At 57.2% G+C, this 12,930-nt stretch carries 13 protein-coding genes; 10 read left to right on the forward strand and 3 right to left on the reverse strand.

Going from position 1 to position 12,930, the window contains the following annotated elements; genetic code table 11:
* Positions 1 to 449: 449 nt before the first annotated feature.
* Together AAFO92_RS16065 and AAFO92_RS16070 are read left to right on the forward strand one after the other, a co-directional pair.
* Entirely contained in the window at positions 450 to 725 is a 276-nt protein-coding gene (locus AAFO92_RS16065) for a WGR domain-containing protein (RefSeq protein WP_347536768.1), read from the forward strand.
* Between the two features lie 108 nt (positions 726 to 833).
* A complete protein-coding gene (locus AAFO92_RS16070) occupies positions 834 to 1,220 on the forward strand; it encodes a hypothetical protein (protein ID WP_347536770.1) in 387 nt (128 codons plus the stop codon).
* A gap of 45 nt (positions 1,221 to 1,265) precedes the next feature.
* Here the strand turns inward: AAFO92_RS16070 and AAFO92_RS16075 are convergent, their stop codons facing one another.
* A complete protein-coding gene (locus AAFO92_RS16075) occupies positions 1,266 to 2,468 on the reverse strand; it encodes a Fic family protein (RefSeq protein WP_347536772.1) in 1,203 nt (400 codons plus the stop codon).
* A gap of 673 nt (positions 2,469 to 3,141) precedes the next feature.
* Here AAFO92_RS16075 and AAFO92_RS16080 point away from each other — a divergent pair.
* The 6 genes from AAFO92_RS16080 (at position 3,142) to AAFO92_RS16105 (ending at position 7,814) form a co-directional block, all read left to right on the forward strand.
* The gene (locus AAFO92_RS16080; RefSeq protein WP_347536774.1) at positions 3,142 to 3,546 is read left to right on the forward strand and encodes a DUF3768 domain-containing protein; all 405 of its coding nucleotides are present in this window, start codon (positions 3,142 to 3,144) and stop codon (positions 3,544 to 3,546) included.
* Between the two features lie 220 nt (positions 3,547 to 3,766).
* Positions 3,767 to 5,647: a ParB/RepB/Spo0J family partition protein gene (locus AAFO92_RS16085; protein ID WP_347536776.1), complete on the forward strand. Its 1,881-nt coding sequence runs from the start codon at positions 3,767 to 3,769 to the stop codon at positions 5,645 to 5,647.
* Between the two features lie 126 nt (positions 5,648 to 5,773).
* Positions 5,774 to 6,292, forward strand: coding sequence for a hypothetical protein (locus tag AAFO92_RS16090; RefSeq protein WP_347536778.1), 519 nt, complete (start codon positions 5,774 to 5,776; stop codon positions 6,290 to 6,292).
* Between the two features lie 110 nt (positions 6,293 to 6,402).
* Positions 6,403 to 6,672: a type II toxin-antitoxin system ParD family antitoxin gene (locus tag AAFO92_RS16095; protein WP_347536780.1), complete on the forward strand. Its 270-nt coding sequence runs from the start codon at positions 6,403 to 6,405 to the stop codon at positions 6,670 to 6,672.
* Positions 6,662 to 7,036 carry a type II toxin-antitoxin system RelE/ParE family toxin gene (locus AAFO92_RS16100; RefSeq protein ID WP_347536782.1) on the forward strand — a complete coding sequence of 125 codons (375 nt, stop codon included), beginning with the start codon at positions 6,662 to 6,664 and terminating at the stop codon, positions 7,034 to 7,036. Before AAFO92_RS16095 ends, AAFO92_RS16100 begins: the two co-directional genes overlap by 11 nt.
* Before the next feature lie 391 nt (positions 7,037 to 7,427).
* A complete protein-coding gene (locus tag AAFO92_RS16105) occupies positions 7,428 to 7,814 on the forward strand; it encodes a ParA family protein (protein ID WP_347536784.1) in 387 nt (128 codons plus the stop codon).
* A 55-nt stretch (positions 7,815 to 7,869) separates the two neighbouring features.
* On the opposite strand, the gene AAFO92_RS16110 is transcribed toward AAFO92_RS16105, so the two are convergent.
* Both AAFO92_RS16110 and AAFO92_RS16115 read right to left on the reverse strand, forming a co-directional pair.
* Positions 7,870 to 8,379: a GNAT family N-acetyltransferase gene (locus AAFO92_RS16110; protein ID WP_081894026.1), complete on the reverse strand. Its 510-nt coding sequence runs from the start codon at positions 8,377 to 8,379 to the stop codon at positions 7,870 to 7,872.
* Positions 8,376 to 8,984, reverse strand: a complete 609-nt coding sequence (locus tag AAFO92_RS16115; RefSeq protein ID WP_036562798.1) for a recombinase family protein — start codon at positions 8,982 to 8,984, stop codon at positions 8,376 to 8,378. The genes AAFO92_RS16110 and AAFO92_RS16115 overlap by 4 nt, the downstream gene beginning before the upstream one ends.
* A gap of 94 nt (positions 8,985 to 9,078) precedes the next feature.
* On the opposite strand from AAFO92_RS16115, the gene AAFO92_RS16120 reads away from it, so the two are divergent.
* Both AAFO92_RS16120 and AAFO92_RS16125 read left to right on the forward strand, forming a co-directional pair.
* Positions 9,079 to 11,982, forward strand: coding sequence for a Tn3 family transposase (locus tag AAFO92_RS16120; RefSeq protein WP_036562756.1), 2,904 nt, complete (start codon positions 9,079 to 9,081; stop codon positions 11,980 to 11,982).
* A gap of 78 nt (positions 11,983 to 12,060) precedes the next feature.
* Positions 12,061 to 12,819 (forward strand): nuclear transport factor 2 family protein, encoded by a 759-nt coding sequence (locus AAFO92_RS16125; RefSeq protein ID WP_347536787.1) that lies wholly within the window; start codon positions 12,061 to 12,063, stop codon positions 12,817 to 12,819.
* Positions 12,820 to 12,930: the final 111 nt, after the last annotated feature.

Below are 12,930 nucleotides of genomic sequence, written 5' to 3' on the forward strand. Positions count from 1 at the left end.
CAGGACTGCGATCAGCTCTGCATGTGCGATTCCGGAAGGCAAAGGACACCTATATTGGACATACCTTCGGATAGCACGTATGGCGCATGACACAAGTCACTTGGAGTTCTTAACGCAGCGTGTGCCGACCTGATTTCCCACACTCGAATTGGCATTGCCGCAGCTGTGAATGAGATCTAACTGGCCCTGTGGTTCATTCGTTTACGTTGTCTGTCTCGTCGGCACAGTGTGAATTCACCAAACTTCTAGTCTAGCGGTTGCAGCGAATGGCAACAATGATGGCGCGCCGCTACTTCGGAAGCTGCGTTCGAAGTTCGGTTTATGTGTTGCAATGTCGTAATCATAATGGGACGCCTTATCGTCGCCTCGGCCTGAAAACATCGCAGGCCTCCATCACGGATATGAATCATTAACCACGTCCGGATCTCGCAATGTCATTGGACAGGTCAGTGGTACCTGACGATAATCCTGCCATGCAATTATCCGAGACCAAACCTGTCCACCTGATCCATGTGAACCCTGAGCGCAACATGGCGCGGTTTTACAGGATCGACATTCAGCCCACGCTTTTCGGAGAAATGTCAGTGCTTCGCAGCTGGGGGCGCATCGGTACGAAAGGGCGGGCGATGATGGTGACCTTTGAGGATGCAGACCAAGCGACTGAGGCGCTCCTGAAGTTGGACAAGCAAAAACGCCGCCGTGGGTATGTTGCGGTGACAAAATAATCACGGACGGCACGGTCAATTCGTGTTCTGACCAAATCGTCCCGCGCAGCTCTGCCAAATTTCTGACTACCTTTTCGGTCATGGCGTGGTTTCAGCTCGTAGCCTGTGATGATCCGCGCTCGCGTGTTTCTTCAAGATGAACATAAGCGGGCAGCCGGACCTGGCGCTGCGCTTCAACAGGAAAATTCCCCTGCGCTGATCGCGCATTCCTCGCGGCCCAATTTTCCTGATGACAGATCCTTGATGCCCGCTTTTCGCATGTTCATCGAAACACTTATAAGCGAGGATCAAACAATGGCTACTCAAACTCTGAAACTGAACGTCAAAACCGGTGAAAAGGATGGCAAGAATTTCTGGGATCGCTGCGGGGTTCTCTTCGTCAACACCGACGACCAGGGCAACATCACGTCGATCAATGTCAAGCACAACATGTTCCCTGGCGTCGACATGGTTGCTTTCCCGAAACGCAATGACGATGCCGACGGCGAGGGCTGAATCCGGAAGGGCGGTGCAAGCCGCCCTTTTCACCTGCCTCGCCCCTCACTCCGGCAGATCGGCGTCTGCAAACAGATTTGGAAACAGGCGCTCCCGGTAGTCCAATGGGAACGCAAGGCGAACGGGCGTCTTGGGCGATGCGGAGGCCAGGAAACCTGCCATGGTGAGTTGCTTGAGCGTGTTACGGGCGGTGCGCTCCGAGGTCTTGAGCACGAACTGCGCTTCCCCGCGTTCCAATGCGCCATGCCGCAGGACGGCGGAGACGAGGTCCGGCGCGCGCTTGTCGTCGATCATGTCGGCCACCAGGCGCCGGTAGCGTTTGTCCAATCCGCCGAGGTCGAACAGCTTTGCCGAAAAGGTGATCTGATCCAGAGCCACGTTCAGAAACCAAGCGCAATATGTTTTCAGGGCGGCCTCGGAAAGATTGCCGCGGCCGTCTCGGTCGCCTCGGCGAAGGCTATCCGCGTGGTCCATCATCTGCTTGTACTCGCCACGATCTTTCAGCCCTCGCGCAAGTCCGCGGGAAATTGACCAGAGACCTTCACCGCCAATGCCCGCTTCCAGGGCCATGGCATGGGACATCAGGCGGCTAACGCGACCATTGCCATCGGGAAACGGGTGTATGTAGTTCAGACGGTGATGGGCGGAGGCAATTGCAATGATGCGTCCACTTGCCGAGCGCGCGGCAATCTGGAACCGCTTGTCGAAGTGTTCCATGAAGGCGGCCACCCGGCCGGACGATGGCGGATGGTGACGTCCAACCGCAACTTCAGCATCGCCCTCCTGACGCATTCGGCCGGGAATGATTGGTTCCTTTGACCCGTCAGGATGTTCAATCGCGCGGAACTCTTCCGGCATTTCGTCGTAGAAGGTTTTATGGACCCAGGTCAGGAATTCGGCTGATGTCGGACGGGGCAGGGTGCCCGCTCGGTGCATTTCGTCGATCTCGCGTTGCACGATGACATGGGCGCGTGCCTCCAGTGCAAGGGGTCGTGTTTCTTCTTCCAGTTCCGCCCCGGCGAGCGCTTTTTCGATATCTCGGGGACGTGTGTTGTGCCCTTCGATCAGGTTGGAGTAATAACAGTTCATCATGCGGACGAGATCAGCCAGTTCCGCAGCGCTGTCCGGATGCAGGCCTTTTCCGAGACCGCTGGCTTCACGCTGGATCTCGACCGTCAGGTCCGCCAGTTCCGCCGGAATGTGTTCCTCGAAGAAACAGGGTTCTATTCTGCCGGGAGTTTCGAGCATTTCTTGCCGATCTTTGTTTCTCAGAAAATTAAGTATTTATAAGATGTTTGTTCTGAATAAGGCAAGGTTTTGCCGATATAGGATACCGATCTTATGTGTCGACCTCCTGAAAGCCGGGTATGACTCTCTGTCTAGGGTCTGTCCGGTCGCGTCTGACAGGAGAACCTATTGGCAAATCACGCGCCTTTGGCCCGTGACCGCGTGCTCGTCTGGCACCGGCTTTGCCGCCGACAGACCGGAATCAATCCGGCCCTGTCTCCCTGCGGACCTGGTGCGGCGGATCCTGTCTCTCTGAGCCAGTATCCGCCGCGGCCGCATGGTCGCCTGGACCTGCTTGTTTCCGCCCTTCGGGGTACGCTCGCTTTTGCGCGCAGGATCGAAGATCCTTCGTCCTTTCTTGGTGGGTCAGGCGGGATTTGGACAAGCCAAACGCCGCCTTCCCGTCAGGGGGAAGGCGCGGCCTCCCCCCTCGGACAAGACAAATAGACAAGACCGTGTCCTCGCGCTGCCGCGCTGCGGGCCGCACCACTCTTGTCGATTTCTCTTGTCTCGCCCCTCACCGCGTTCGCCACGTGGCAGGTTTTAGAGACGACGCCCTTTCAGGGCTCGGCTCAAAACCAGCACCGATTGGGGGACAGCCCCGGAGGTCACACCATGAAAAGGAGAGACGGTTTTGGAAATCGAAACAACAAGAGACATCGAGAATGATACCACCCGGCAGGCGGCAGTAATAGCTGCGCAGAACGACCTGTTCCGGAAGGCGCTGATCGATCCGGTCGCGGCATTCGAGATGCAGACGAAAGGCATTCAGGGGCGGGTGCTTGTCACCCCCGGCGTGTCGGGCGAGGGGTCGGAGTTTCAGGCGGCGGCGTTGGCGGCTGTGGCCACCGATACGCGCTTCACCGAGGACAATGATCCTTACGGCGATCACACATTCGGGACCGTGACGGTCAGCGGTCAGAAGCTCTTTTGGAAAGTGGACCTCTACGACGCGGATTTCACCTACGGGTCCGAACGCCCGTTCGACCCGACGGTCACGCGGCGCGTTCTGACCATCATGTGCCCCAGCGAATACTGATCACAATCGCAGAGCAGAAAGGGGGTGAGAACATGAGCAAGGAACGTCTGCAAGACCCGTGACAGCAAGCGGCTGCGTTAATCAGGAAGGGCGGTCTCTCCGCCAAGATCGGCCACGCCTTCCTGAAATCACACGCCGGGGCCTGAGCCCCCACGCCCTACCCGGAAGAGGGTAGGGCAACCCTAACCAAACCCAACATACAAAATCAAGGAATGACCCTATGACCAACCAAGCGAACATCGATACCGCCGCCGCCACCGACGTGATTGAATATATCCCTCTGACCGACCTCTATCTCTCCGATCTGAACCCGCGTCAGGAGGTGGCCGGGGAAGGCATTGACCTTCTGGCGGACAGCCTTGTCGCCTGCGGGCTGATCCAGAACCTCGCCGGATTGCGCGATGAGGTGGGCAAGGTGGGTGTCGTGGCCGGGGGCCGCCGCCTGCGCGCACTCAACATCGCCGTGGCCGAGCGCCCCGATCTGGCGCAGGTGCCGGTGCGCATGGCACCGTCTGCCTTTGTGGCGGAGGAATGGGCCAATGCGGAAAACACCGCGCGGGAGGAACTCGATCCGGTGGACGAGGTGCGCGCCTATCACCGGATGGCGGAAAAAGCGCTTTCGATTGCCAAGATCAGCCAGGCGTTTGGTGTGACCGAAGCGCATGTGCGCCGCCGCCTTGCCTTGGCGAGCCTGCCTGACCCGGTTCTGGGTGCGCTGAAAGCCGGTGAAATCAGCATGGGTCAGGCCAAGGCCATGACCGTAAGTGAGGATGAGAAGAAAATCCTCGAAGTGCTGGAACGGGCCAAGCGCGGCTGGTTCAACGAATACCAGATCAAATCTGCGCTCAAACCCGATGCGGTGGACGGTGACAACCGAAAGGCCAGATTTGTCGGGCAGGCGGCTTATGAGGCCGCAGGCGGCAGCATCACGCAGGACCTGTTCGAGGATGAGGTGCTGTTCAACAACCCGGATATTCTGGACCGTCTCTTTGCCGAGAGGCTGGAAGAGGAAGCAACCCGCCTGCAGGAGGCCGAGGGCTGGGCATGGGTCATGACCACCGAGGATAGCAATCCATTCTGGTACGAATTGCAGCGCGACCACGGCTTTGTGCGGACCTACAGGATCGAAGGCGTTCTGAGTGCAGATGAGACCGAGCGCTACGACGAGTTGGCCGACCTTGCCAATGGCGATGTGCTGGACGAGGACGGACAGCAGGAGCTTGATGCGCTGCAGGAGATCATCGAGGGGGAGTATAGCGATGCGCAAAAATCCCTATCGGGTATCTTGGTGCATGTCTCGCATAACGGATCGGTCGAGATCATGCGCGGGCTGGTCCGGCAGGACGATCAGGCCGAGGCCATCGCACAGGGCATCATCGAGGACAACAGGCATGGCGATGCGGGAAAAGCGCCAAAGGAAAAGCCCGCCTATTCGCAGAAATTCATCGAGGACATGATCGCAATCCGTCTGGCGGCGGTGCAGACAGCCCTTCTGGAGAAACCCGACTATCTTCTGAGCCTCTTTGCCTTTGCCGTCTCACCCGCATCGGGTCATGGCAATGATCTCTTCGGGTTCGGTTACAATGCCACCGAACGTAATGCGCCCGAGATAGACGACCAGTTTGTGCTTGATCCGCGCCTTGGCGGAGAGCGTGACGACGAAACCGAGGCGGCGTTTGAAGCGCTTCGGTGCATGGCGGGGCAGGGCAAGGTCGGGGCCCTTGCGGCTTTCCGTGATGCGGGCAAGAAACTGCGCAACGGCGAAATCACGGCGTTCCTCGCGCGGGCCTTTAAGATGCAATCTCCGGAGTTCATGGCGGAGATCGAGGCCGAGATCGGCGCGGATATAAGGGCGATCTGGACGCCATCCGCGGAGAACTGTTTCAAGCGCCTGAAAGGCCCGCAGCTTGATGCGCTTTATCAGGCACTGCTTGACCTTGAAACAGAGAGCGACGCCTACAAGGCTTTTGCCAAGTCCAAGAAGGGCGAGAAGAACGCGGCGCTGCACAAGCTCTTCAATGACCCGGACCAGCAGAAGGCGTTTGGTGTGACCGCCGAGCAGAAGGCGCGGATCGAGGCTTGGGTGCCCGAGTGTTTCTGAGCAAAAAACAGCGCGGCTCCCTTCGGGGAGCCGCCCAGTTACGAAACCCGCTTGTGCATCGCCGCAGGTCTTGCTTGTTGGCGGTGACGGTATTCCGGAAACAACTTTGGCGTGAAAGGTGAGAAGATGGATCAGGTGAAACGAACAGCCTTGCGGGTCTGGAAATCTGCGCAGCTTTATATCGGGTTTCACCGGGACCGGCAGGGCAACATGCGATCCGAGGCCAAGGTCTGGCCGCCAATGAACGGCAACGCCTCCATTCATCCGAACCCGGACGAACAGGAGGCGTTTCTCGTGGTCAAGGTGGCGGACAAGACCGAGCCGCGTGACGTGCAGATCAAGTTCCGGCCCGACAAGATCGTGCTGCGCCGCGATCCGGGTATCAGCTGGGAAGGGATCGTGGTCGAGGAGGGTCTCATTTCGGTGCAAGTGGGTGGTGCCTGGGTGCGGATCAAATCCGATGGCTCCGTTGCCCATGAGCGCGACGGGGACATGACTTACGTTGAATCCGATGGGGCCGTGCTGAAGAAAACCGAATTCGTCGAAGCGATGATGTCCGGCGATGGGGTCGAATTGTCGCGTCGAACACCCACCACCATCGCCGCGATCCGCGAGGATGGGGTGCTGGCGAAAACGCGGAGCTAGTGCCTCGCATCCCGCAGGTGATTTGACTGCGGAACTATTGCCGAAACAGGCGACCAGGTTGCATAATGCTACTGAGTAGCATATATTTTGCTCGAAGCAGGAGGCCCGCCATGAGTGTCAAAGCATCCATTTCCCTGACGGAAACGCAGGACGCCTTTGCCCGCGAACTCGTGGGGCAGGGCCGGTACCCCAGCCTGAGCGCGGTGCTGCAGCAAGGGCTCGAGTTGCTGCGTGAACAGACCGAAGCAAAAGACCTCGAAACCGAGGCCCTGCGCGCGCTCATCATGGAGCGCCGTGACGGGCCGTTTGTTGACATGAGCGAGAGCCGGGCAAGAACGCGTGCCATGTTGGCGGGCAAAAAGGCCCAGCATGACCTATAGCGTCGTGCGATCCGAGGCCTCGGATCGCGATCTGGAAATCATATTCGATTTTCTCTTTGAGGCCGCGCTGAGCTATGGCGAGGACGTGGCCACTGCGTATCAACGCGCCTCGAAACGCATTTTCGAGATCGAGGATGCGATGGAAGCTCTGGGAGAGGTGCCGCATCAGGGCACGCTTCACCCGGATTTTTCCGACGGGTTGCGTAGTGTCACCAAGGGCCGCGCTATCTTCTATTTTGACGTAGACGACACCCGGCAGCTTGTCCGTGTCCTTGCCATCTTCTTTGGCGGGCAGGATCACCAGAGGCGCATGCTCTTGCGCCTCTTGTCGTCAACGGATCGTCTCCGGCAGCAAACCATTTGAAATAGCCTTTGCCGGAATCTGCGAAGACCTGCCGCTCTTACTTCCTGCTGTCAGTCTGGCGCCAAAGCCAGCCTATGGAGTCCTTGCGGGCCGGGGCGGCGCCCCGTCCCGCAGAGACTTGCGCTCCGCTGGCGCGGCCAGGACCTGGCCGCGCGCCACGCCCGATAGTGTCTGCTGACAATCCTCTCCCACCCTTCGGCGAATTTCGGTCAATGTATTGAATCGAGGCAGTTTCCCGTTGCAGCGTGTTAGCGAATGCGGCACTCAGAATACAACCTGAGAGCGTGGTACGCGAAGCCTTCGCCTCAGGGGTGATCATTCAGGCAGACAGGGAATTCGAGCAAGTGTCGAACAGGTATGAATTGTGCCCGCATGACGGGACAAGCGGGCAATGAAGAAAATCACCATTGCCAACAACAAGGGTGGGGTCGGCAAGACCACGATTGCCAGCCAGATCGTCTATGCGCTGGCGGACAGGGGTCATTCGGTGATCGGCGTCGACCTCGACAGCCAGCGGAACTTCACCGGATCGTTTGAAGCCGGCAAGGACCTTGGCAGCGCGCTTGATCTGGTGACCAATGGCACTGCCATCGAGGCCGATCTGAGCGCCGGGGAGATCGGTATTCTCTCCGGCCACAAAGACCTGCTGGCGCAGAATAGCGATGACGTTCTGCTCAATGTGCGCGACGGCCTGATGCATAGTCGTGGCGCCGATTTCTGTGTGATTGACGCGCCGCCCAGTTTCTCCGAAGTGGTTTATGGGGGTAGATTCCGGTAGGGGGCAGGATCGTATCACAAGCTTGAGGTTTGTTTCCAAGCGCCGCGTTCATCTTTCAAGTATGATTCAAGATGAGAATGTTCTTTGTCATTCGAAGAATTTGGATTTCTACTCCCCCTCGCGTTTTGTGTACGCGTTTTTCTTCAAGATTATATTGGTGTCGTTCATAAAAACTAACAGCGGGCAGAACCGCATCAACTCTTAGCAACGACATCCCATTTTTGCGCAGGGCTTTTTCCGCTCTTTGCAGCAGAAAGGAACCGATTCCGTTCCCTTGCCATTCTGGAAGCACGAAGAGACCAGTTATGCCAAACTCTCTTCGACCGCAAAATGCTACTGGCACATCTTCAGTTGCAACGGCGACCTCGATTGTTTCACCATTTTGCACGGCTTTCATATACCCGTTGGTGGTCAGCCCGGTGGCCCAGCTTTTTCGTTGGCTATCTGAATAAAATTTTGAACTCGTGTTCAGGATGGCTGAGCGATGCAATTCCGCCAAAGCACTGCCGTCAGCAGCACACATGAGCCGTGCACAAATATCGTTCTGGCCTTCCATACATGTCATGCGCGTTCAGACCTTTTACGTTTAACGATGTCAGTTACGGTGTTCTTGGAGATGCCGAGGTCTCGGGCAATCCAGCGGTAAGAGCGCCCTTCAGCAATATGGGCCATGACCTTTGGGGCAAGTTTGTCTGACTTTGGGCGTTGCCCGGGTTGGCGGCCCAGCTTCTTGCCGCGAGCACGAGCTGCCGCAAGCCCAGATTTGACCCGCTCGCTGAGCAGGTCGCGTTCAAACTGGGCGATACCTGCGAGCATGGTCGCCATCATGCGTCCGTGCGGTGTGCCCAGTTCGAAGGTCATACCGCTCATGGCCACAACCGAGACTTTCCAACCCGCCAGCTGATTTAGGGTATCCAATAGGTCTTGAGTGGAGCGGCCCCATCGGCTGAGCTCGGAGACGAGAACTGCATCAATCTTGCGGGCCTGCGCCAGGTCTATGATCTTGCCGCGTTCAGCACGGTTCGCCTTGGTGCCAGAGGCTGTTTCCTTGAACACCTCAACGACCTCATAGCCACCACGCTCTGCAAATACACTCAGTTCTGTCACTTGCCGTTCGCAAGACTGATCAGAGGTCGAAACCCTGGCGTAGATGGCTGCGCGCTGTCCCAGTTGAACCCCCTTGGATTTTTGCCTTGCAAGTCTTTGATTTTGCTGGTGCGGGTTTTGTCCCGAACAGACTACTGAATAACAAGGACAATCCCACATGCCAAGACGATCTATTTTGACTGAGCGCCAGCGTTCGGCACTTTTTGACCTGCCCACTGACCAGACCATGATCTTGCGTCACTATACATTGGCAGATGATGACATTGAACATATCCGCACCCGACGACATTCCCGCAATCGCCTGGGCTTTGCACTTCAGCTTTGTGCCTTTCGATACCCCGGGCGGCTGCTCAATCCGGGCGAAACCATTCCGTTGGAGGTCAGTCGGTTTATCGCGGCACAGCTCGGCGAAAACCCTGATGATCTGGCCTGCTACGCTGAAACAGATACCACCCGGCGCAGGCATCTTGTCGATCTGCGCGACATCTATGGGTACAAGATGTTCTCTGGTCGTGGTGCCCGCGATCTGAAGGCTTGGTTGGAATGCGAGGCTGAGACGACCCGTTCGAACAAGAATTTGGCCGGGCGATTTGTCGAGGAATGTCGCCGCACCCAAACGATCCTGCCCGGCGTATCTGTCATCGAACGACTTTGTGCTGATGCGCTTGTCGCGGCAGAGCGCCGCATAGAAAGCCGGATTGCGGATCGGCTCAGTTATGAGAAACGAGGTCAACTGGACAATCTTCTGACAGAAATGGTCGATGGCACGGTCAGCCGGTTTGTTTGGCTTCGGCAATTTGAGGTGGGCAGTAATTCGGCTGGTGCATCCCGACTTCTGGACAGGTTGGAATGCTTGCAGGCATTGGGATTGTCACCCGATATCCTGGGCGACATCCCCCCACATCGGGTCACTCGGTTGCGCCATCAAGGGGAACGCTATTTTGCTGATGGTCTGCGAGACATCAGCAGCGACCGGCGGCTTGCTATTCTTGCGGTCTGCGCTGTGGAATGGCATGCTTCCATTGCCGATGCGGTCGTCGAAACTCATGATCGGATTGTTGGGAAAACCTGGCGGGATGCAAAGAAAATCTGTGACGTGCAGGTCGCGGGCGCGAAGTCGACGCTTCACGACACGCTGAAATCCTTCAAAAATCTTGGCGCGGCCCTGCTGGAAGCAAAGAGCGATGAGGCGTCGCTTGATGCGGCTACTGAAACGGCCTGTGGATGGCAGCGTCTCGAAGGCCTTGTAGCCACAGCCGCCGAGCTTACTGACACGATGGCCGCTGACCCTTTGGCCCATGTTATTCAGGGCTTTCATCGGTTCCGACGATATGCGCCACGCATGCTGCGCACGCTTGAGCTGCACGCAGCCCCAGTTGCCGAACCGTTGGCGGCGGCAGCCGCCATCATCGGGAATGATCAGAAGAGCGATCTTCAGCCCATCGGTTTTTTGCGGCGCGGATCAAAATGGCATCGTCATCTCAACGCCTGTGACGAGGATAAGCGGCGCTTGTGGGAGGTGGCTGTACTGTTCCACCTGCGTGACGCCTTTCGATCAGGCGATATCTGGCTAACTCATTCCCGGCGCTATGCCGATCTGAAGCGGGCTCTGGTTCCAATCGAAGCGGCGAAGGCCACACCCAGATTAACGGTGCCATTCGAGCCAGAAGCCTGGATCGCAGATCGTAAAGCTCGGCTCGCAGATGGGCTTGCGCGGTTGGCCAAAGCCGCCAGAAGCGGCGCGATTCCGGGCGGCTCTATCGAAAATGGTGTGCTCAAGATTGATCGGTTGAGTTCCGCTGTACCAAAGGAAGCGGATGAATTGGTGCTTGATCTCTATCATCGTCTGCCCGCCGTCCGCATTACCGACCTCCTGCTGGAAGTTGATGACGACATCGGCTTCACAGATGCCTTTACACATTTGCGCACCGGATCGCCCTGCAAGGATCGAGTGGGCTTACTGAATGTCTTGCTGGCCGAGGGGTTGAATCTTGGCCTGAGCAAGATGGCTGAGGCAACCAACACACATAACTTCTTCCAACTCTCGCGCCTATCCAGTTGGCACATTGAAAGCAACGCCATCAACCGCGCTCTGGCCATGGTGATCGCCGCGCAATCGGGCTTGCCGATGGCGAATTTCTGGGGCGGAGGTGTCACGGCCTCAAGCGATGGCCAGTTCTTCCCGGCGGCGCGGCAAGGTGAGGCGATGAACCTCATCAACGCGAAATACGGTTCCGAACCAGGGCTGAAGGCCTACACGCATGTGTCTGATCAGTTCGGCCCCTTTGCGACCCAAAACATCCCAGCCACGGTGAACGAGGCACCCTATATCCTGGACGGATTGCTGATGAATGACACCGGTCGCAAAATCAAGGAACAATATGCTGACACCGGCGGCTTCACCGATCTCGTGTTTGCGGTGACATCTTTGCTCTCTTATCACTTCATCCCGCGTATCCGCGATTTGCCATCCAAACGCCTCCATCTCTTCGACCCGGCTGCCGCTCCGAATGAACTGCGCGGTTTGGTAGGCAGCAAAATCAGGGAAGGCCTGATTGTCCAGAACTGGCCAGATGTCCTGCGTTCGGTGGCCACCATGACGGCAGGCATCATGCCACCCAGTCAGCTCATGAAAAAGTTCGCGTCATATCCGCGTCAGCACGAGCTGGCGCTCGCTCTGCGCGAGATCGGCCGCATCGAACGTACGCTCTTCATAATCGACTGGTTGCTCGATGCCGACATGCAGCGTCGGGCCCAGATCGGATTGAACAAAGGCGAAGCACATCACGCGTTGAAAAACGCGCTTCGAATTGGCCGCCAGGGCGAAATCCGCGACCGAACCGCCGAAGGACAACATTACCGTATGGCAGGCCTCAACCTCCTTGCAGCGATCATCATTTATTGGAACACGAAGCACCTCGGGTTGGCGGTCGCTCAGCGAGAACGGAACAGAATGGATTGTTCACCCGAGCTTCTGGCGCATATCTCGCCCCTCGGATGGGCGCATATCCTGCTCACGGGCGAGTACAGGTGGAAAAACCAAACCCGGAGGGCCTTGTGATACGATCCTGCCCCCTACCGGAATCTACCCCATATTCAGCTAATTTGCATGTGTTTGCACAAATTGGAGATAGATCTCGTGGCGTCAAAGAGGGTCCTGATCCAGAAACTCCTCAAAGGCATCGAAACTGGGGATGCAGCCGCCGCAGATGTCGTTAACGAGGCAAAATATGTCCAACACAATCCCCAAACTCACGAAGGTAGCGAGGGGCTCGCGACGCTGTTCGCCCGATTATCGAAGACCAACCCGCGTGTCACTTTCGTTAGAGTCTTCGAGGATGGCGATTTCGCCTTTGCTCATAACGAATATGACTTCTCAAGTCTGAGGGTGGCGTTCGAGGTCTTCCGGTTTGAAGACGGTAAAGCTGTTGAGCATTGGGACAACATTCAGCCCATGATGGGCCCCAACCCTTCAGGTCGAGGCATGCTGGATGGTGCGACGGAGATCACCGATCTGGATAAGACCGCCGCCAATCGGGATTTGGTGCGCAACTTCGCGGAACGGGTTCTGGTTGGACGACAAATCGGCCTTCTTAATACCTATGTTGACGATGGGCTGGTTCAGCACAATCCTGACTTTGCCGACGGCGTCGCCGCATACCGCTTATACCTCGAAGCCACGAAAAACGGCGCGCTTCGCATCCAATACCACAGGCTTCACCGAGTGCTGGCTGAGGGTAATTTCGTACTTTGTATGAGTGAAGGAGACAGGGGCAGTATCCATTCCAGTTTCTATGATCTCTTCCGTGTCGCCGATAACAAGATTGTTGAGCATTGGGATACGATTGAAGCCATCGCGCCACGCAGCGAATGGAAGAACGAAAACGGGAAGTTCTAAGCGTGAGATGGCGCTCACCGAATTTTGAACACACGCCTACGATCAAAGCTCAAGCTACAAAATTGACGAAATTCCGCCTTGGGGAACATTGGGGGCCGTATTCGATTGAAC

Origin of the sequence: Roseovarius sp. CAU 1744 (assembly GCF_039839345.1) — a bacterium.
Classification (GTDB): domain Bacteria; phylum Pseudomonadota; class Alphaproteobacteria; order Rhodobacterales; family Rhodobacteraceae; genus Roseovarius.